This is a genomic window from Veillonella sp. Ser01, from assembly GCF_053850375.1.
The window spans coordinates 1-20,197 of sequence record NZ_JBSPUA010000008.1 but is presented as its reverse complement, the minus strand read 5'-3'; the positions used below and the strand labels follow the sequence as shown (position 1 = coordinate 20,197).

Genomic DNA, 20,197 nt, shown 5'->3' with positions numbered 1-20,197 from the left:
CTGAATGAAACTTCATGAATTACAACCAGCTGCTGGTTCCAAAAAAGCTCGTACTCGTGTAGGCCGTGGTTTAGGTTCTGGCTTGGGTAAAACATCTGGTCGTGGTCAAAAAGGTCAAAACTCCCGTTCTGGCGGTGGCGTTCGCTCCGGTTTTGAAGGCGGCCAAATGCCTCTTTATCGTCGTTTACCAAAACGTGGTTTCAACAACGTTTTTGCTAAACAATATGCTGAAGTTAACGTAGAACAATTGAACCGTTTTGAAGACGGTGCAACAGTTGATCCAGTAGCTCTTATTGAAGCTGGCATTTTGAAAAATGTACGCGATGGCATTCGTATTTTAGGTAACGGTACATTGGAAACTAAAAACTTAACTGTTATCGCTAATGGCTTCACTAAATCTGCTGAAGAAAAAATTACAGCAGCAGGCGGAAAAGTAGAGGTGATCTAGGGTGCTAGATAGCCTCTCGAACATCTTTAAGATTACCGAACTACGTAATAAGATTCTTTATACATTAATGATGTTTGCCATCTTTAGAGCTGGTATTCACATTCCTGTTCCAGGTGTTGATGCATCTGTTATCGAATCCTTGTTTACATCCGGTAACCTATTCGGTCTATTAGACTTGTTTGCTGGTGGTGCGCTTAGTAAGTTCTCTATCTTTGCGATGAGTATTACACCTTACATCAATGCTTCCATCATCATGCAACTGCTTCAGGCTGTGGTTCCTCAGTTTGAAGCATGGAGTAAAGATGGTGAAGACGGGCGTAAGAAAATAGCGAAGGTAACTCGTTATGGCACCGTAGTTCTCGGCTTTGTACAAGCCGCAGGCATGGCATTTGCTCTTAGAGCAAACAACGCTTTGGTAAATAATGATTTCCTTAGTGTATTCGTTGTGGCCATCATCCTAACAGCAGGCACATGCTTGTTGATGTGGATTGGTGAACAAATCACAGCATATGGTATAGGTAATGGTATTTCCTTGATCATCTTTGCTGGTATCGTAGCTCGATTACCTGATGGTTTAGAAACTATTTATCAATATATCCAAAACGGAACAATTAATATGTTCCAAGCATTCTTATTTGCTGTAATTGCTCTTGCGATGATTGCTGTCGTAGTTGCAGTTACACAAGGCCAACGTCGTATTCCGATTCAATATGCTAAACGCGTAGTAGGTCGTAAAATGTACGGTGGTCACTCTACATTCTTGCCGTTGAAAGTTAATCAGGCAGGTGTAATCCCAATTATCTTTGCGTCATCTGTGTTGATGTTCCCTGTGACGATTGCGCAATTTATTGACAATGAATATGTTCATAAAGCTGCGGATCTCTTTACATGGGGTACGCCGTTACAAACGGCATTGTATGCATTATTGATTTTTATCTTTACGTATTTCTATACTGCAATCTCTATCAACATTACAGATATGGCAGATAATATGAAAAAATACGGTGGTTTTATCCCAGGTATTCGTGCGGGTAAACCAACTGCTGATTATGTGGATAACGTGATGACCAAGATCACTTTGGCTGGCGCTGTATTCTTAGCTGTCGTTGCTATTATACCGAATTTCCTCGGTAGCATTACCGGCGTCCAAGGCGTATACTTTGGTGGTACGGCTCTTCTCATCGTTGTAGGTGTAGCGCTTGATACAATGCAACAAATTGAGTCGCTCATGGTAACACGCCACTATAAAGGCTTTGTGAAATAGGAGGGAAACAATATGTATATTCTATTAATGGGACCTCCTGGTGCTGGTAAAGGCACTCAGGCAGCTCGACTTATTGAAAAATACGGTATTCCCCAAATTTCAACAGGTGATATGTTCCGCGCTGCGATTAAGAACGAAACACCTCTTGGAGTTGAGGCTAAGAAATACATCGATGCTGGTCAATTGGTACCAGACAGTGTAACTGTTGGTATCGTACGTGATCGCTTGGTGAAAGATGACTGCAAATCTGGATTTATTCTTGATGGATTCCCAAGAACTACAGCGCAAGCTGTATCCTTGGATGCAATCCTTAAAGAATTAGGAATTTCTTTGGACGCTGTACTTAACTTAAACGTTCCTTCCGAGGAATTAGTTAAACGTATTAGCGAACGAGCTGTTCTAGAAAATCGTGCTGATGATAACCCTGAAACAGTACAGAAACGTCTAGCTGTGTACGAAGAATCTACTAAACCTTTAATCGACTACTATCGCAATAGCGGTTTATATGAAGAAATTAATGGTTTACAAGATGTAGACGCAGTATTTGCTGACATCATTAAGGCTTTGGAGAAATAATCCATGATTATTTTGAAATCGCCCCATGAAATTGAATGTATCCGCAAGGCAAGTAAGCTTACAGCAGACACGTTGTCCTTGTTAGTAGAAAAGGCTAAACCTGGCATCACGACGCTTGAGTTAGATACAATTGCCGAAGAATATATTCGCAGCCACGGTGGTATACCAAGTTGTAAAGGGTACTATGGATTCCCTGCTACAATCTGTGCTTCTATCAATGATGAAGTTGTTCATGGTATTCCGAGCGCTAAGCGTAAGCTTAAAAACGGTGATGTCCTCAGTATTGATCTTGTATCATCTATTGATGGATATCACGGCGATTCGGCTGTGACGATTCCTATCGGTCACGTCAAACCTGATGTGATGAAATTGTTAAAAGTTACAGAAGAAAGTCTGTTCAAGGGAATTGAACAAGTGAAAGTTGGCAACCGTATCGGTGCTATCGGTCATGCTGTTCAAACGTATTGTGAGAAACATGGTTACGGTGTCGTTCGCGACTTCGTAGGTCATGGTTTAGGCCGCGAAATGCATGAAGATCCGCAAATACCAAACTATGGTAGTCCTGATCAAGGACCTCTTATGAAACCTGGTATGGTATTGTGTATCGAACCGATGATTACTCTAGGTACGCATCGTGTTCGTGTATTAGGGGATGACTGGACAGCAGTTACCGTAGATGGTAAACCTGCTGCTCATTTCGAACATACAGTGGTTGTTACAGAAAACGGCCCTGAAATATTAACCATGCGTGATGAACCGCGGTTAATTAAATAAAACAGGTAACCGGAGGAAAAGATATGTCAAAAGAAGACGTTATTGAGGTGGAAGGTACGGTAGTTGAGGCTTTACCGAATGCCATGTTCCAAGTTGAATTGGAAAATGGTCATATCGTATTGGCTCATGTGTCAGGTAAAATGCGTATGAATTTTATCCGTATTCTTCCTGGTGATAAAGTTACTATGGAACTGACACCGTATGACTTAAATCGTGGTCGCATCACCTATCGCTTCAAATAAGCATAGGGTCCACAAAGGAGGTACTAATGAAGGTTCAACCATCAGTTAAAAAGATATGCGAAAAATGTAAAATCATTAAACGCAAAGGCCGTGTAATGGTTATTTGCGAAAATCCAAAACATAAACAAAAACAAGGATAATCTGATAGGAGGTGGATGATTAGATGGCACGTATCGCCGGTGTAGATTTACCTCGTGATAAACGAGTGGAAATTGGTTTAACTTATATTTATGGTATTGGTCCAACTTTAGCATCTGAAATCATTGCTAAAACTGGCATCAATCCTGACACACGTGTTCGTGATCTTTCTGAAGATGAAGTAGCGAAAATCCGTGAATTGTTAGATGCTGATTACAAAGTTGAAGGTGACCTTCGTCGTGAAGAAGCTCTTAACATTAAACGCTTAATTGAAATCAACTCCTATCGAGGCAAACGTCATCGTATGGGTTTACCACTTCGTGGTCAACGTACTAAAACGAATGCACGTACTCGCAAAGGTCCTAGAAAAGCAATTGCTGGTAAAAAGAAATAAGATAAAGGAGGGATAAAGCGTGGCTAAAAAAGTTGTTAGAACTAAAAGAAAAGAAAAGAAACATATTGAATCCGGTGCGGCTCATATTCGTTCTACATTCAATAACACTATCGTAACTTTGACAGATACAAACGGTAATGCGTTGTCTTGGGCTTCCGCTGGTGGCTTGGGCTTCCGTGGTTCCCGTAAATCCACTCCATTCGCTGCTCAAATGGCTGCTGAACAAGCTGCTAAAGCTGCAATGGAACATGGTCTTCGCACTGTTGAAGTATTCGTAAAAGGTCCTGGATCCGGCCGTGAAGCTGCAATCCGTGCTTTACAAGCTGCAGGTCTTGAAGTTACTTCCATTAAAGACGTAACTCCAATTCCTCACAATGGTTGTCGCCCTCCAAAACGCCGTCGTGTATAATTTATAGCGGCCGATTTGTTACGGTGCTATAATTAAACTATGAACGTGTGTTGTATAGGAGGATGTTCCTGATGAGCGAAGAAAAGAAACTTAAAATCGAGAAAGTGGACATCGCCGAAGGCGGTCGCTATGGTAAGTTTGTATGTGAACCATTAGACCGTGGCTATGGTATCACTCTCGGTAATAGCTTACGCAGAATTTTGCTTTCATCCTTGGATGGGGCAGCTATCACCTCTATCAAAATTGATGGAGTTCTTCATGAGTTCTCTACTATTCCTGGTATTCGCGAAGACGTTACGGATATCATCCTTAACTTAAAGCAATTGTGCATCAAAGTTGAAGAAGATGTTCAATTACCTTTGGAAGTTCATTTTGATTTTCAAAAGGACGGCGTATTGACAGCTGCTGATTTAGCTGAGCAATTCCCACCAGAAGTAGAAGTATTGAATCCTGAACTAGTGATTGCGACAATGGATGAGACAGCTCATCTCGTAATGGACGTTGTGATTGAACGTGGCAAAGGTTACGTTCCTTCCACGAAGAATAAAAAAGACACAGATGTAATCGGTTGTATTCCAATCGATTCCATCTTCTCTCCAATTCTTCGTGCCAAATACGAAGTGAGTGATGTTCGTGTAGGCAATGAAATGGACTTTGACAAACTTACATTAGAAGTTTGGACTGATGGTTCCATTACTGCTGCTGATGCAGTAGCAAAATCTGCTGCCATTATGATTGGTTATTTAGGGAACTTCACTAAATTAGCGCACTCTGCAGATGTTGTAGATGTAAACACAGGTGAAGGCGGTATCGTTGTTGATCCAGTAGGTTCCGATAATGAAGAACCAGCTGTAGATGACGGCCCAGCAAAGATTTCCATCGATGAGTTGGAACTCTCTGTTCGTGCATATAACTGCTTGAAACGTGCTGGCATTAATACAATTGCAGATTTGCTAGACAAAACCATTGATGACTTAGGAAAAGTTCGCAATTTAGGCAAAAAATCCATCGATGAAATTGAGGAAAAACTCAACAATCATCCAGGTGGTTTTCAACTTAAACAAAAAGGCGAATAAGGAGGAAGACGAATGTACAGAAAATTAGGCCGCGACAGCTCCGCTCGTAAAGCGTTGTTCCGTAGCATGTTAACATCTTTCTTCCAATATGAGCGTATTGAAACTACAGAAGCTAAAGCGAAAGAACTTCGCTCTTTAGCTGATCAAATGGTAACTTTGGCTAAACGTGGTGATCTTCATGCACGTCGCCAAGTTCTTGCATACCTCATGGATGAAAGCGTAGTAAAAAAATTGTTTGATACAATTGCTCCAAAATATGCAGACCGTCAAGGTGGTTACACTCGTGTAATCAAAACTGGTCTTCGCAAAGGTGACGCTGCACCTTTGGCTATTATCGAGTTAGTTTAATCAAACTCATACGGTGTTGTAACTTATGTTGCAGCACCGTTTTTTTATTGTCAATTTTATGGTACAATCGATTAGTATAATATCGTAATATGTTAGCAGTTATCGTAAATAAAGAATATGAATTGTTAACCGTCTATATAAAACTTGAGATACTTTTACATTCAAATATCATTAATAGGATATATTAAAGTAATAGTACTATGTTTGTATTGGAATGATAGGTAAAGTAAATGGTTCTATTAAAAAACGAAATTGACTAGAAAGATATGAGGTTATCCATGAATGAAAAAGACATTATGATTGACGTCAATCATATGAGTCATATTTATAGTGATGAAAATGGCAATGATGTACACGCACTAAATGATGTTAGTTTATCCATCAAGCGTGGTGAGTTTGTTTGTATTATCGGTACTAATGGTAGTGGTAAAAGTACACTAGCCAAGCATTTCAACGTGTTATTACAACCTAGTGAAGGTTATATCAATGTATGTGGCTATGATACGCGTGATGAAGAACATATTTGGGATATACGTCAACATGTAGGTATGGTGTTCCAAAATCCGGATAACCAAATTGTGGCAGCTGTCGTAGAAGAAGATGTTGCCTTTGGTCCAGAAAATCTTGGAATCCCTAGTCCTGAAATTAGAAAACGTGTCGATGCAGCATTAGAGGCTGTTAATATGACTGAATATAGAGAGCATGGTCCTCATTTGTTGTCTGGTGGTCAAAAGCAACGTATTGCTATTGCTGGCGTACTTGCCATGAAACCGGATTGTATCGTTCTTGACGAACCAACGGCTATGCTTGATCCAAAAGGTCGTCGTGAGGTATTAGAGACAGTTCATAAACTCAATAAAGAAGAAGGTATCACTATCGTGTACATTACACACTTTATGGAGGAAGCTGTCACAGCTGATCGTGTAGTAGTTATGAAAAATGGTGTGAAATTACATGATGGCACTCCACGTGAAATCTTTAGTCATGTAGATACCTTAAAAGGTCTTGGCCTCGATGTTCCTGTGGCGTCTGAAATTGCTTTTAAATTAAATGAAAAAGGTTATGAGATCGGTAAAAGTATCATCAATAATGAAGAATTAGCAGTAGGTCTTAAACATTCTAAATTAGCTGACCAACTACTAGATAATCATAATGTAGGTGCTAAAACTATTAGCTCTCCTACCAATGAAGATGTAAATGCAGTAAGAGGGGAGGGCACACACTAATGGCGATTGTATTAGATAATATTACTTATACTTATGGTGTAGGTACTCCATTTGAAAAGACAGCCCTTCACGGTGTATCTCTTACTGTTGAAAACGGTGAGTTTTTAGGCATCATTGGTCATACCGGCTCTGGTAAATCTACCTTTGTGCAACATTTAAATGGCTTATTACACCCTACAACAGGAACGGTTACCGTTAATGGTGTAGATATTAGTGCTTCTACAGAGGAAGCTAAAAAGATGCGCCATAAGGTAGGCATGGTTTTTCAATATCCAGAACATCAGTTATTTGAAGAAACTATTGCCGAAGATATTGCCTTTGGGCCTAAAAACTTAGGCCTCAGTGCTGATGAAGTAGATGAACGGGTACGGGAGGCAATGAAATTTGTAGGTCTTGATTACGACACCTACGCGGAGCGCTCTCCATTCCATCTATCTGGTGGACAAATGCGCCGTGTTGCCATCGCTGGTGTAGTGGCTATGGATCCAGATTTTTTAGTTCTTGATGAGCCATCTGCAGGTCTCGACCCATTTGGTCGTGAAGAAATCTTTGAAGAAATCATTCGACTTCATAAAGATAAGGGCATTACAGTAATCCTTGTATCACATAACATGGAGGATATTTCTCGCATGGCATCTCGCCTCGTGGTACTCGATAAAGGTCGTATCGTTCTCGATGGACAACCGATGGATATCTTTAATCATCACCGCGATGCATTGCAAGCTGTTGGTGTAGACGTACCACCAGTATCTGTAACCATGGAATATTTGCGTGAACAAGGATTAGATGTATCTAATCGTGTATTATCCGTGGATGATGCAGTACAAGCCATTCTAGAAGGAGGTAGCCATGTTAAATAACATTACTATTGGGCAATACTTCCCAGGAAACTCCTTCTTGCATCGCATGGATCCTCGTGCCAAGATTATTGCTACCACAATATTCGTAGTAGCCATCTTCTTAGCGAACTCTCCTCTTGCATATGGCTTGGTAGGGGCATTTACCATCTTTGCTATGTTGTTATCAAGATTGCCATTACGCTTGATGTGGTCAGCTATTAAACCACTTTGGATTATCATTGTATTTACTCTGGGTATTCATATCTTTACGACCCCAGGTAATTCACTTTTCCAATGGGGCATTATTAATATTACAGATCAAGGCTTAGCTATGGGGCTACAAATGGCGGCACGATTAATCTTTTTAATCTTGTTCTCCTCCCTATTGACCTATACGACATCGCCAATTCGTTTGACCGATGGTATTGAGCATTTGTTAAACCCATTCCGTTGTATTGGTGTACCTGCTCATGAATTGGCTATGATGATGACCATTGCATTGCGTTTCATTCCTACTTTATTGGATGAAACAGATCGTATTATGAAAGCTCAATCTGCTCGTGGTGCAGACTTTGTAACAGGGTCTATCATTCAACGAGCTAAAAATATGGTACCTCTCTTAGTGCCATTATTTATTAGTGCATTTAGACGTGCTGATGAACTAGCTATTGCCATGGAAGCTCGATGCTATCGAGGTGGTGTAAACCGTACGCGTATGAAGGAATTACAAGTTACCTCTGTCGATTATATCGGCGTTGGTGCTGTTATTTTGGTTACGATTGTGCTCATCCTATTATGGTGGCTTGGCCTATGAGAAATATACGAATCATAGTTGCTTATGATGGCACTGATTTGGCAGGTTATCAGAAGCAACCTGATGATAAGGGCTTAACTGTACAAGGTTGCTTAGAATATGGATTGTCCAAAATTTGTAATGAACCCATACAAATCTATGGAGCTTCTAGAACAGATGCAGGGGTACATGCAAAGTTTCAAGTATGTACGTTCCAAACATCTGGATCTATACCAGCAGAAAACATTCCTCGTGCTATGATTGCACATATTCCAAAGGATATCGTTGTTATTGAAGCTGTGGAAATTCCACTCGATTGGAAGCCTCGATGGAATATATATGGTAAAGAATATGTATATACCATTCATAATCAGCTCATTGCCAATCCTTTGACAAAACGATACCATTGGCATGTTAAGAAAACTCTTAATATCGAGCTCATGCAAGCTGCCGGCAATGAATTATTAGGCACCCATGACTTTACAACCTTAAAGGGGACGAATTCAACGCCTGCTGATCCGGTAAAAACAATTATGGGAATTCATGTAGAGGCAGAAGGCTCTCATGTTACCATTTCTGTAGTAGGAGATGGGTTCTTATACCATATGGTTCGCAATATTGCAGGGCTCCTCGTCGATGTAGGCCTTGGAAGACGCAAGGTGGAGGATATTAAGGGATATTTGGCCGCCAAAGATCGTCGTGTTATAGGTAAAACGGCGCCAGCTCAAGGGTTATGTTTAGAGGAGATTTTCTTTACGGAAGAACGTCAGCAAGAGGTGTTACAGAATAAATATTCTATATAATTTTGTATAGACTGCATTCTCCTAGAATTTATTTAAAACGATAACTATTAATACTAAAAGGATACTACTTAGCATGTAGTATCCTTTTTTCTTATAATTTTTAGTTATAATGCCTTAATTTATACCTATTATTATGTGAAATGATACATTGTAAACCCAATATATACATGATACAATGACGATATGGACAGGTTCGTACTATAAAACATTAACATAGTAAGGTAGACTCTTGTCAGCAGTGTAATTTTTATCCTAAGGAGGGTGAATCTCTTGCAAAAACGTAAAGATTTTATCTGGAAAATGGGCGGCCAACAAGGTGAAGGTATCGAGAGTTGTGGCGAAATTATGGCGACAATCCTCGCTAAAGAAGGTTATTCCTTGTATAGCCAACGTTTATTTGCATCTCGTATCAAAGGTGGTCATACAACATTCGCATTGCGCGTTGCATTAGAACAAGTTATGTCCATTGGTGAAGGCGTAGACTTCTTGCTTTCTCTTGATCAAGAAACAGTTGATATGCATGGTTCTGAAGTTCGTGAGGGCGGTTACATCATCTGTGACAGCAAAGTAAATCCTGACTTCTCTAAATTTGAAGGTACAAAGGTTAATTGCTTGTCCTTGCCAATCTCTGAAACTGCAATGAAACAAGGTTCCTTGTTGATGCGTAATATCGTAGCACTTGGTATGTCTGTAGCACTTCTTGGTTTTGATACTAAGATGTTTAAAGATGCGATTGCTGCTAAATTTGCGAAAAAATCCCAAGAAATCGTGGATAAAAACTTAGCTGCCTTTGACGATGGTCATAGCCTTGTAATGGAAAAATTGGGCGATGTGGAAATCGATACATTGCCAGCTCCTGGTAAGAAAGATCAAATGTTCTTATTAGGTAATGAAGCATGTGCTTTAGGTGCTATTGCTGCGGGTTCCCGTTTCATGGCATCTTACCCTATTACTCCAGCATCTGAAGTAATGGAATATATGATTAAAAATATGGATAAATTGGGTGCTACTATCGTTCAAACAGAGGACGAAATCGCAGCATGCATGACAGCTATGGGTGGCGTATACGCAGGTGTTCGTGGCTTCACATGTACTTCTGGCCCTGGTCTTTCCTTGATGGCTGAATCTTTATCCATGGCTTCCATGGCTGAATTACCAATGGTTGTTATCGACGTTCAACGTTCTGGCCCATCCACAGGTATGGCTACAAAGGTTGAACAATCCGATATTGATGCGGCTTGCTATAATGCACATGGCGATTACTCTGGTATCGTTATTTCTCCAACATCTATTGAAGAATGCTTCTATGAAATTCAAAAAGCTTTCAACTTGGCAGAAATGTACCAATGTCCAGTTATCTTCATGCCTGATTTACAACAAGGTTTGAATAAACAATCCGTTCCTTCCTTCGATTTGAACCGTGTACCTATTAACCGCGGTAAAATGATGAAAGAAGCTGACCTTCCTGAATTGGAACAACCTAACTACTTCAAACGCTTTGAATTGACTCAAGATGGTATTTCTCCTCGTACAATTCCTGGTATGAAAAATGGTCTATTCCTTTCCACTGGTTTAGAACATAATGAAGAAGGTAAACCAGCAGAAGCGCCTACAATGCACGTAGCGCAAACTGATAAACGTTTCCGCAAATTGGAAACTGTAGCTGATAACTACGAACCATTCTTGAATAACGCTAAATACGACGAAGCAGATGTTCTCGTTGTAGGTATGGCTTCTAGCCGTGGTGCTATCGAAGAAGCTGTTGCTGAATTTGATCAAGAAGGCGTTAAAGTTAACCACTTGCAATTGCGCTTGATTAAACCATTCCCAGCAAAACAATTACAACCATTCATGGATGCTGCGAAAAAAGTAGTTATCGTTGAGCACAATGCAACAGGTCAATTGACTAACTTATTTAAAATCAACATGCATAAGAAATCTAAAATTTCCAGCTGCTTGAAATACGATGGTAATCCATTCACAAAAAGTTATGTGAAAAATGCGATTAAGGAGGTCCTATAATATGACAACAGCTAAAGATTACAGAAACGATATTCGTCCTAACTGGTGTCCAGGCTGTGGCCATTATGGGGTTCAAGCAGCGATTACTGACGCTGTAGTAGCGAAAAATATTCCACCAGAAAAATTAGCAGTAATTTCCGGTATCGGTTGCTCTAGCCGTATCGGTGGTTATTTCTACGCGTATGGCGCTCATACAACTCATGGTCGTGCGCTTCCTTACGCACAAGGCGTTAAACTTGCTAACCAAGACTTAGAAGTTATCGCTTGCTCTGGTGATGGTGATGCGTTCGCTATCGGTATGGGTCACACTATCCATGCTTTCAAACGTAATGTAAATATGACATACGTCGTAATGGATAACCATGTATATGGTTTGACTAAAGGTCAAGCATCCCCTCGTTCCGATATCGGTTTTGTTACAAAAACAACTCCTCGTGGGGCTTTCGAATCTCCATTGTCCGTTTGTGAAACTGCAATTGCTGCAGGTGCTACATTCGTAGCACAAGGTTACATGATTAATCGTGCACAACTTGTAGAGTTGATTCAAAAGGCAATGGATCATGAAGGTTTCTCCTTCATCAACGTATTCAGCCCATGTGTTACATACAATAAACACAACAGCTATGACTGGTTCAAAGAACATTTGGTAGAATTGCCAGAAGGTTATGATCCAACAGATCGTGCAGCAGCACTTAAAACATTGGGTGAAACTGATGGCTTGGTAACAGGTGTTATCTATCAAGATACTACTAAACCTTCCTTCGAAAAAGCTATGGCGGCAGCAAATGGTGGTCCACATCCTCGTCCATTAACTGAAGATGTTGTAAAACCAGATCAAGCGCTATTCGATAGCCTTTGCAATCAATTTAAATAATCTTATCTAAATTGAATTATGTATAATCTGAACCCCTCTTTACTGAATGTCCGGTAAAGAGGGGTTTTACATTATCACATTATGAATCGTATGATTACTTCAGAGTGTTATGAATGATATGGTAATTTTATAGTGGTATGAATCGTATTATTACTTTACGGAGGTTTTCTTAATTGATATACTAATTTATAATTTAGGATATTTATAATTAAGTAAAATTTGAACGCTTATAAGTATAAGAGGCTATTATTTCAGAATATGAGGCATAATGGAAACGTATAGAAGTATCATTTACTATGCGATTCATTAAGGAGAGGGAATGAGTAACGTGTCGAATGAATATAATGAAGCATTACTAGAGCCACTTAAGTATTATCGGGAAGAGTTAAAGGACGCGTTTCAACAAGTAACCGAAGAATACTTTCAACAATTAGTAGATCAATCAAAGATTGATATAGATAACAACAAAGTATTAATAGATAAGTATACTGAGGTATCAGAAAATCGCGATCAATCAAACACATCCTATAAACGATTTAGCCTTATCAAAAAGGTTGATATTGTTATTGGTATAGGTGCCATTATTTATGGTATTTATCAGTTTTCACAAGATCATATTGATATTGTAGCGGTTATTGTTTCTATACTTATATTAGTTCTATGTGTAGGGCTTTACCTATATTGGATTAAGCCTAATAGTAAGAGCCTTGAAGAAAAACTTAATGATTTAGATGCTACATTAGCTAAAATGCGTCAAGAAGGCTATGAGATGATGGCCCCTTTAAACGATCTATTTCATAGTGAAATGACTGTAGAACTTATAAAAAAGGCGATTCCTTTTATTCATATGGATTCTAACTTTAATATTGAACGATATGAACAGCTCGTTAAAGATTATGGATTCTTAGAAAAAGGTGATGTAAATCATTCCACCTTAGATATTGCTTCTGGTGATATTTTAGGAAACCCCTTTGTTTTTCTGAAGCGCATAATCCACTGGATGGATGATTATACGTATGAAGGCACCTTAAATGTTACGTATACAGAAGAGTATGTTGATTCTAATGGGAATCTAAAAACTCGTGATGTTAACGAAACATTACGGGCCGTTATAAGACAACCAGGTCCTTATTATGCCAATAAAGTATCTTTAGTGTATGGTAATCATGCAGCACCTAACCTAACATTCCATAGAAAGCCACCGGAAAAAGGATTCTTTAATTTCGGTGGCGCTAAGAGTAAGATAGCAAAAGGTATTGCTAGTCTTAGACAGAAGAGTAAGGATTCATTGGAGAATGGCGGTAGCTTCCAAGCTTTAGCCAATGAAGAGTTTGATGCACAATTTAATGCATTAGATCGCAACAATGAGGTTGAGTTCCGCGTACTATTTACGCCATTAGCACAAAACAACTATAAGGATATTTTTGAAAACTCTCCATATGGAGATGATTTTATATTTAATAAAGAGTGTAAAATTAATGAGATTAAAGCTGACAATTCTCAAAATTGGGACTTTGATACATCACCATCTCAGTATTATGATTTTTCATTCCAAAAGATTAAAGAGAAGTTCATTAATTACAACTGCAGTTACTTTGATCACATGTATTTTTCATTCCTACCAATTTTAGCGATTCCTGTGTATCAACAAATGGCTTCTAATGATTATATTTATGGCAAGTCTTATAATTTCAAATATAATGATTACATTACAGAAATGCTAGCAAATAAAATGGGCCTTAATTTATTTGTTCCTCCTGATGCGGCTCAGCGGAATAATGTAAAAACAATTCTTAAGACTAGCCACCATAAAAATGAAGGTGACTCTGAGGTAATTAAAGTAGATGCCTATTCTTATAGGGCCATCGAACACGTAGATCAAGTACCTGTACGAGCTGGTAATGGTAGAACCTATTATGTTCCAGTCCGCTGGGACGAGTATGTTCCTGTTACAAAACACGAATTGATAGAGGTTTCAGAAATTAAATCTGCTGGAGAGGATTTTAATCATATTAAAGGTCTAGATCAGTATCAAAAATCTGAAAATAATAGAGATAGGTCTTTTGCATACGATCACTTTATGGCAGGTAAACTATATCGACAAAATCAGTCTCTCGACGATTTATTAAATACTATTTACAAAGAATTTGGAGGTACCCAAAATGGCTAATCAACTCGACGAAATGAATCCGGAAATTATGTCTGAAGGCAGAGATGTGCATGTTATCGCTAAGGTAATCCCTGTTGAAACTAGTGGCTTTGAAAAACTTCTTCCAACGATCCTTATGGCAGTTGGTGTTATCGGTATCGTTTTAGGCATAGTTATAGACAAGTATCTAGTATCTATTATTGGCGCCATTGTGTTGATTTATCCATGGTGGCGATTAAAACAAATTAGCTCAGAGTTTAATATGATGGAACAAAGAATTCAAAATGCTGCATCCGAAATTGATAACTATATGGAGCAACGTGTTGTGATTCTTTCTAATGCGGCTAAACTTGTGGAAAAATCTATTGAAGTTGATAAGGATATCCTTGTAGATATTGCTAAGTATAGAAGTGGTAATTTTTCTGAAGAATCTAGAAGTGATGTGAATGCACAACTTAACAAGGCTACAAGAGCTCTCAACGTAGCTATAGAAAATTATCCTGAATTACAAAGCCAAGATACGATTCGTGATGCAATGCAACAAAATTCTTACTTACAAAAAGAAATTACTGCAGCTAGAACGTTGTATAATGATGCTGTAAATACTTGGAATAGAGAAATCTTTGAATTCCCATTTAAAAAGATTGTAGCTGCAAAAGAAGGTAGAACTACTAGAATTCCATTTATTGCAGATCAAGAAACTAAAGAAAAAGCTAAAGGCGTTTTCTTTTAAGGGATAGGTAATTGGGTGTTAGTGTATAAAGGGCATACTATGAAATCTGACATTAGTATATAAGGGGATACTATGAAGTCTTATGAAAAAGGGATTAGCTTGTCTATCTGGACTTTGAGTTGGCCTATATTTATCGAAGTGTTCCTACAGCTGTTAGTAGGTAATATAGACCAAGTGATGATGAGCCATTACTCTCCTCAAGCGGTAGCAGCCGTGGCTAATGCCAATCAAATTCTAAATATCTTTATTATGCTCATCATTGTTATGAGTACCGCTACGACGATTTTGATTGCCCAGTATTTAGGGGCTCGAAATCAGTCTAAGCTATCAGAGGTGTGTACGGTTAGCTTGGTGTTGAACTTTTTCTTCTCGTCTATAGCGGCCGTATTCTTTATCACCTGTCATAAATGGATCTTTACGTGGCTTGGTATTCCGCCAGAAACGATGAGTGATACATCTGTATATACAACCATTGTGGCCGCAGGATTACCAATTCAAGCTATGTACTATGCATTGGTAGCAGTATTTAGGGGGCATTCATTAACACGTATTACCATGTATATTGCACTGGTTATGAATGTTATCCATATCACAACTAACTATATATTAATATTTGGTCATGGTCCCATACCAAGTCTAGGTGTGTTAGGTGTATCAATTTCTACTTGGTTATCTAAGGTGGTAGGCCTCGTAATTATCGGCTATACATTTAAGAAGTTGCTTACGTTAGAGGTGAGCTTCAAATTTTTAAAACCATTCCCGTGGCATACGGTTAAGTCTCTACTGAATATCAGTGTTCCCTCTGGTGGCGAAACCTTGAGCTATCAGCTATCTCAGACAACGATTATGAAGATGGTCAATATTTTGGGGCTCGCTGTTATTAATACAAAGGTGTATGTATCGGTTATAGCTATGCTTTGCTATGTATATACAATAGCACTAGCAAATGCATCTCAAGTTATTGTGGGTTACCTGATGGGGGCTAAACGACAAGCTGAGGTGACAAATCGCGTATGGCATTCTATGTTATTAGCCATTGCTATTAGTGTAGGATTGGCTACGTTCTTTTATAGTACTAGTGATATAGTACTATCAGTATTTACTACGGATCCAGAAATCTTATCGTTAGCACATAATATCTTATTGGTTGAGATTTTCCTTGAGTTAGGGCGTGCCGTAAATATCGTTATGGTTGGATGTTTACAAGCAGCAGGGGATATTCGGACACCGATGCTCGTAGGTATTTTTGGTATGTGGTTATGCGCCGTACCACTGTCCTATCTATTTGGTATTTACTGGGGATGGGGGCTCGTAGGCATTTGGATTGCCATGGCGGTAGATGAAATTTTACGAGGTTTATTATTTGTATATCGCTGGTATAGCGGTAAATGGAAAAATAGACGTCTCATTGAGGCGTAGTTTTCTATTTTCGCGATTGCCGTTAATTATTTAGTAGTTTGTAGATATAGTTAGCCTTACATTGGAGAGTGTAAGGCTAATTACTTGTGAAAGTAGGTTTATATGAGTAAGACTGTAGGTATTATTGGCTTAGGTCTATTAGGTGGTTCGTTGGCAAAGGCTTTAAAGGCCTATACCGATTATGAGGTAGTGGGCTATGCTCGTCGCCAAGAGGTTTGTGATGCGGCCATTCAAGATGGGGTTGTAAAAGCTGCTTGGACTGAGGTAGAACCATTGATTGAAAATTCAGATATCGTTGTATTTTCATTGCCTCCAGATACAAATGCAAGACTATTTACAGAAATGGCACATCTTTTTAGACCAGGACAAGTGGTGACTGATGTATCTAGTGCAAAGGAAAACTTTGTACGAGCTGTATATGATTCTATTCCGAAAGGGACAATTTTTGTGTCTGTTCATCCTATGGCTGGCTCTGAAAAGGGTGGCTACGAAGTATCTCATAAAAACCTATTTAAAGGTATGGGCTGGATTGTACTAGAGGATAAGGCATCTGATGTATATAGTGAAGAGGTTGCTCAAGAACTAGCTGAAATGGGACGCGCTGTAGGGTCACGTATTGAATTCGTCGATATCTATGCTCACGACGCGTATTTAGCTATGGTGAGTCATATGCCACATTTATTGGCATCCATTTTAACTCAAGTTTCCGGTGGTGATGAATTAGGCGAGTTGCGCATGAAATTATCTGCAGGAGGCTTTAGAGATTGTACACGTGTTGCCGGTGGTTTGCCATCTATGTGGCGTGAAATCATCTACGGTAATAGACACAATGTAATTGAAGGGCTTTCACAGATTGAATCTGAAATTCAACACGTAAAAGAAATACTTTCACAAGAAGATGAAGGTCAAAGTCTAGAAACCTATTTAGAACGAGGCAGAGAAATTCGCGGTAAATTACCATATTTAACAGGACAAATAAAGAATAGCTAATGATAAATAATTATTAGCTAAGGCTATACATTGGTTAGCACTCATAGAGTACTAACAATGAGTAATTAACATTCATTTGCGTTTGATGTATATTTATGTAGCTGAAGCAACGCGGTTTATGCAGTATAATGTATATACTAGAGTTCGTAAAGAATATACATTTAACATATTATTTAGTTAAGGAGATACCATGAGTTTGTTACAAGAAACTTGTGACGCTATTAGAGGTCGCAGTCATGAAATTGAACAACATATAATCGATAGTTGGAATGCAGGTTCACCTGTAGAACAATATGGGCGACTTGTAAACGTGGTGGCTCAATATGGTGCGGCTACAAATCAGGAACACTTAACGGTTCCAAAGCCTTGTATGATTATTGCCTCTGCCGATCATGGCGTGGCCGATATGGGCGTAAGTGCGTATCCAAAGGAAACAACTGTAGGGATGACACAAAACTACTTAATTCCTAAAGGGGCGGGTGCCAATTCCTTAGCTAATTACTGTGGGGCTCAAATGGAAGTCATCGATATGGGCATTGATGCAGATATGAGCTGGGTACCAGGACTCCGTAGTCATAAACTTGGTAGTGGCACAAAAAACTTTGTAGAAGAACCGGCCATGACACGTGAACAAGCCATTGAAGGCATTGAAACAGGTATCCGCCTTGTAAAAGAGAAAATCGACGAAGGCTTTAATGTTTTCTTAGTAGGGGAAATGGGAATTTCCAATACTACTGCTAGTGCTCTTATGACAGCCAAGTTTGCAGGACTCACTGCAGAGGAAGCTACAGGGCGAGGCACTAATATTTCTGATGAGCGTCTAAAATTAAAGCAACGCATTGTGCATGATGTATTAGAAAAATATAAAGATATTCCGAAAGATGATGCAATCGGAATTTTATCCTCTGTGGGCGGCTTTGAATTTACATGTATCGTAGGTGTTATTCTAGGTGCTGCAGCGAATAATGCACTTGTTATTATTGATGGTTTTAATACATCTGCTTGTGCATTGGTTGCTAAAACATTAGTTCCACAGGCGATGGATTACGTAATGGCATCTCATTTATCTGCTGAAAAAGCGGCTAAATCTTCTTTAGAAAATTTAGGCCTTGAAGCCTATGTTGATTTAGGGCTATGTCTCGGTGAGGCCTCTGGTGGCTCCATTCAAATGGGAATGCTCGATCTTGCCGTTCATATGTATTTGGCTGTTACAGGAGGTAAGGCATGAGAACTTTTACAATTGAACCATTACATGCACCATCCATGGAAGCATGCCGATTACGTATCGATAATTTAACAAAACCTATTTATAGCCTTGCAACATTAGAGTTAATAGCTGAGCGTTTTGCGGGCATTCTGGCAGATCCTCAACCAAATCATTTGCGATATGGCATACTTGTGGTGGCGTCGGACCACTTGGTAGATGGTCCTCAAAATAGTCAGAATGGTAGTGAAAGTTATGAGGCTATCAAGCGTTTCAATGAAGGTAGAACGGCTACACAAGGGGCCGCATCTAAGTTGAATGCAGCTGTGCACGTTGTAAATATAGGTCTTGAACAAGATACAACAGATTTGACAAATATTGATCAACAGGTTATTCGTAAGGGCTCCCACTTCTTCGGTGTAGAACCTGTCATTTCTCGTGATGAATTAGAAGAGACCCTTGAATTAGGTTTTAATTATGCAGATAAATTACATAAGGATGGCTTGCAAGTAGTTGCTATTGGTAATATAGGTGAACGAGCATTCCTTGATTCTCTCGTAACGACTGCAACTATCACAGGATGTGAATTTAGCGATATTCTCGTTCATACTGAATGTGGCCCTACTATTGAACAGCGAGCGGCTCATATTCATTCTTTTGTAGATCGTTTTAATATCGCTGTTGATGATTGGTCTGCTTTGAGTGAAAGCGAGCGCCGTGATGCGGTATTGCATTTACTTCATATTGCAGGAGGCTTAGATATTGCATTCTTAACAGGCTTTATCTTAGGTGCCGCAAGTCACCGTATGGCAGTAGTATTTGATAATGCCGTAACAGGCGCAGCTGTATTGGCTGCAGTTACTATTGAGCCATTAGTTAAGGACTATATATTCCCATCAGCTGCCTATGAGGAACCAATCCATAAAGAGCAATGTCGATTTCTTGGAATAAAACCATGTTTACACTACAATTTACAAATTGATGAAGCATTGGGTTCCACAATGGGTCTATCTATTATCGATGCATCTATGCATATGTTAAATGATATGAAAACCTTCGTTGAAGCTGAGGTTAAAGCAGCAGAAGATGGTGCCGGTAAAGGTAGACAAAAGAATAAAGAGTAATCTATATAAAAGAGGGAGTATTAAATCCCTCTTTTTATATGTTTTATGCTCAATTATCCGAAATTAACTGAGAATTTCATGGAAAAACCATTGACACTATATGTGTAAATTGATATTATTATAGGGCAGTCAGGACAGACTTAAATTCTTCTTGACGACAGATTGATGATTATGTTATATTAATTATCGGTTCTGTATGCGGGAATAGCTCAGCGGTAGAGCACCGCCTTGCCAAGGCGGGGGTCGCGAGTTCGAATCTCGTTTCCCGCTCCATACATTCCTCGATAGCTCAGTTGGTAGAGCAATCGGCTGTTAACCGATCGGTCGTAGGTTCGAGTCCTACTCGAGGAGC

General features: G+C 39.2%; 22 protein-coding genes and 2 tRNA genes. All 24 read left to right on the top strand.

All coding sequences use genetic code 11. The features are described from left to right. Window positions 1-4: 4 nt before the first annotated feature. Window positions 5-448 (top strand): 50S ribosomal protein L15, encoded by a 444-nt coding sequence (gene rplO, locus ACWTVK_RS09145; RefSeq protein ID WP_060923780.1) that lies wholly within the window; start codon window positions 5-7, stop codon window positions 446-448. Between the two features lies 1 nt (window position 449). Then, entirely contained in the window at window positions 450-1,712 is a 1,263-nt protein-coding gene (secY, locus tag ACWTVK_RS09140) for a preprotein translocase subunit SecY (protein ID WP_105084922.1), read from the top strand. 12 nt (window positions 1,713-1,724) lie between these two features. Further along, complete coding sequence (locus ACWTVK_RS09135; RefSeq protein ID WP_005385513.1) at window positions 1,725-2,288, top strand: adenylate kinase; 564 nt, start codon at window positions 1,725-1,727, stop codon at window positions 2,286-2,288. A 3-nt stretch (window positions 2,289-2,291) separates the two neighbouring features. Further along, window positions 2,292-3,062, top strand: coding sequence for a type I methionyl aminopeptidase (map, locus tag ACWTVK_RS09130; RefSeq protein WP_060923782.1), 771 nt, complete (start codon window positions 2,292-2,294; stop codon window positions 3,060-3,062). Window positions 3,063-3,085: 23 nt separating this feature from the next. Further along, window positions 3,086-3,304, top strand: coding sequence for a translation initiation factor IF-1 (gene infA, locus ACWTVK_RS09125; RefSeq protein ID WP_004695147.1), 219 nt, complete (start codon window positions 3,086-3,088; stop codon window positions 3,302-3,304). A gap of 26 nt (window positions 3,305-3,330) precedes the next feature. Further along, complete coding sequence (gene rpmJ / locus ACWTVK_RS09120) at window positions 3,331-3,444, top strand: 50S ribosomal protein L36 (RefSeq protein ID WP_004695148.1); 114 nt, start codon at window positions 3,331-3,333, stop codon at window positions 3,442-3,444. 23 nt (window positions 3,445-3,467) lie between these two features. Then, complete coding sequence (gene rpsM / locus ACWTVK_RS09115; RefSeq protein ID WP_004695149.1) at window positions 3,468-3,836, top strand: 30S ribosomal protein S13; 369 nt, start codon at window positions 3,468-3,470, stop codon at window positions 3,834-3,836. A 19-nt stretch (window positions 3,837-3,855) separates the two neighbouring features. After that, complete coding sequence (gene rpsK, locus ACWTVK_RS09110) at window positions 3,856-4,245, top strand: 30S ribosomal protein S11 (RefSeq protein WP_004695151.1); 390 nt, start codon at window positions 3,856-3,858, stop codon at window positions 4,243-4,245. A gap of 71 nt (window positions 4,246-4,316) precedes the next feature. Continuing rightward, window positions 4,317-5,321 carry a DNA-directed RNA polymerase subunit alpha gene (locus ACWTVK_RS09105; protein ID WP_105089704.1) on the top strand — a complete coding sequence of 335 codons (1,005 nt, stop codon included), beginning with the start codon at window positions 4,317-4,319 and terminating at the stop codon, window positions 5,319-5,321. Between the two features lie 12 nt (window positions 5,322-5,333). Then, window positions 5,334-5,669: a 50S ribosomal protein L17 gene (rplQ, locus tag ACWTVK_RS09100; protein ID WP_004695155.1), complete on the top strand. Its 336-nt coding sequence runs from the start codon at window positions 5,334-5,336 to the stop codon at window positions 5,667-5,669. Between the two features lie 278 nt (window positions 5,670-5,947). Then, complete coding sequence (locus tag ACWTVK_RS09095) at window positions 5,948-6,895, top strand: energy-coupling factor transporter ATPase (RefSeq protein ID WP_456046613.1); 948 nt, start codon at window positions 5,948-5,950, stop codon at window positions 6,893-6,895. Further along, window positions 6,895-7,755 (top strand): energy-coupling factor transporter ATPase, encoded by an 861-nt coding sequence (locus ACWTVK_RS09090; protein ID WP_456046612.1) that lies wholly within the window; start codon window positions 6,895-6,897, stop codon window positions 7,753-7,755. The genes ACWTVK_RS09095 and ACWTVK_RS09090 overlap by 1 nt, the downstream gene beginning before the upstream one ends. Beyond that, complete coding sequence (locus tag ACWTVK_RS09085; RefSeq protein ID WP_456046611.1) at window positions 7,745-8,548, top strand: energy-coupling factor transporter transmembrane component T family protein; 804 nt, start codon at window positions 7,745-7,747, stop codon at window positions 8,546-8,548. Before ACWTVK_RS09090 ends, ACWTVK_RS09085 begins: the two co-directional genes overlap by 11 nt. After that, window positions 8,545-9,330: a tRNA pseudouridine(38-40) synthase TruA gene (gene truA / locus ACWTVK_RS09080; RefSeq protein WP_456046610.1), complete on the top strand. Its 786-nt coding sequence runs from the start codon at window positions 8,545-8,547 to the stop codon at window positions 9,328-9,330. Before ACWTVK_RS09085 ends, truA begins: the two co-directional genes overlap by 4 nt. Before the next feature lie 270 nt (window positions 9,331-9,600). Next, entirely contained in the window at window positions 9,601-11,352 is a 1,752-nt protein-coding gene (locus tag ACWTVK_RS09075; RefSeq protein ID WP_456046609.1) for a 2-oxoacid:acceptor oxidoreductase subunit alpha, read from the top strand. 1 nt (window position 11,353) lies between these two features. Beyond that, a complete protein-coding gene (locus tag ACWTVK_RS09070) occupies window positions 11,354-12,226 on the top strand; it encodes a 2-oxoacid:ferredoxin oxidoreductase subunit beta (RefSeq protein ID WP_295206381.1) in 873 nt (290 codons plus the stop codon). 319 nt (window positions 12,227-12,545) lie between these two features. Beyond that, entirely contained in the window at window positions 12,546-14,396 is a 1,851-nt protein-coding gene (locus ACWTVK_RS09065) for an MAG1210 family protein (protein WP_456046608.1), read from the top strand. Next, the gene (locus ACWTVK_RS09060) at window positions 14,389-15,108 is read left to right on the top strand and encodes a LemA family protein (protein ID WP_024064444.1); all 720 of its coding nucleotides are present in this window, start codon (window positions 14,389-14,391) and stop codon (window positions 15,106-15,108) included. Before ACWTVK_RS09065 ends, ACWTVK_RS09060 begins: the two co-directional genes overlap by 8 nt. A gap of 72 nt (window positions 15,109-15,180) precedes the next feature. Further along, window positions 15,181-16,527 (top strand): MATE family efflux transporter, encoded by a 1,347-nt coding sequence (locus ACWTVK_RS09055; protein WP_456046607.1) that lies wholly within the window; start codon window positions 15,181-15,183, stop codon window positions 16,525-16,527. Between the two features lie 102 nt (window positions 16,528-16,629). Further along, a complete protein-coding gene (locus ACWTVK_RS09050; protein ID WP_456046606.1) occupies window positions 16,630-17,517 on the top strand; it encodes a prephenate dehydrogenase in 888 nt (295 codons plus the stop codon). A gap of 190 nt (window positions 17,518-17,707) precedes the next feature. Continuing rightward, on the top strand, window positions 17,708-18,745 hold the full coding sequence (locus ACWTVK_RS09045) for a nicotinate-nucleotide--dimethylbenzimidazole phosphoribosyltransferase (protein ID WP_456046605.1): 1,038 nt from the start codon (window positions 17,708-17,710) through the stop codon (window positions 18,743-18,745). Further along, the gene (locus tag ACWTVK_RS09040; protein WP_456046604.1) at window positions 18,742-19,845 is read left to right on the top strand and encodes a nicotinate-nucleotide--dimethylbenzimidazole phosphoribosyltransferase; all 1,104 of its coding nucleotides are present in this window, start codon (window positions 18,742-18,744) and stop codon (window positions 19,843-19,845) included. The genes ACWTVK_RS09045 and ACWTVK_RS09040 overlap by 4 nt, the downstream gene beginning before the upstream one ends. 198 nt (window positions 19,846-20,043) lie before the next feature. Continuing rightward, a tRNA-Gly gene (locus tag ACWTVK_RS09035) sits at window positions 20,044-20,118 on the top strand. Between the two features lie 5 nt (window positions 20,119-20,123). After that, window positions 20,124-20,196, top strand: a tRNA-Asn gene (locus tag ACWTVK_RS09030). Window position 20,197 lies beyond the last annotated feature (1 nt).